The sequence below is a fragment of the Isoptericola haloaureus genome, from assembly GCF_036689775.1.
Lineage (GTDB): Bacteria > Actinomycetota > Actinomycetes > Actinomycetales > Cellulomonadaceae > Isoptericola > Isoptericola haloaureus.
The window spans coordinates 1-360 of the sequence record NZ_JBAGLP010000111.1 but is presented as its reverse complement, the minus strand read 5'-3'; the positions used below and the strand labels follow the sequence as shown (position 1 = coordinate 360).

Genomic DNA, 360 nt, shown 5'->3' with positions numbered 1-360 from the left:
CCAACCCGCGAGGGGTTGGGGGCCTGCTGTGAAGGGTGTCCGGCGGCGTCCTACTCTCCCACCCCGTCTCCAGGGCAGTACCATCGGCGCTGAAGGGCTGAGCTTCCGGGTTCGGTATGGGACCGGGCGTTTCCCCTTCGCGGTGACCGCCGTAACAGTATCGAGTTGTCGGGTCCCCCACGTATTTGCCCCGGCTGCCACGCAGGGTGGCGGGGGGGTGGGGGTGGTGCCCGTTTCTCGGGAACCGCACAGTGGACGCGTAGCAAGCAGTGTAGGTGTGTTGAAGTTGTCGGCTGATTAGTACCGGTCAGCTGCGACAGCCGTTGGTCCTGTCTTCAACTGCCGCCCTCTCCCCCCGGT

The 360-nt window shown here is 65.8% G+C and carries 1 rRNA gene; it reads right to left on the bottom strand.

Annotated elements, in window-relative coordinates:
- Positions 1-37: 37 nt before the first annotated feature.
- Positions 38-154: ribosomal RNA gene (gene rrf / locus V5O49_RS05425) — 5S ribosomal RNA — on the bottom strand.
- Between the last annotated feature and the right edge of the window lie 206 nt (positions 155-360).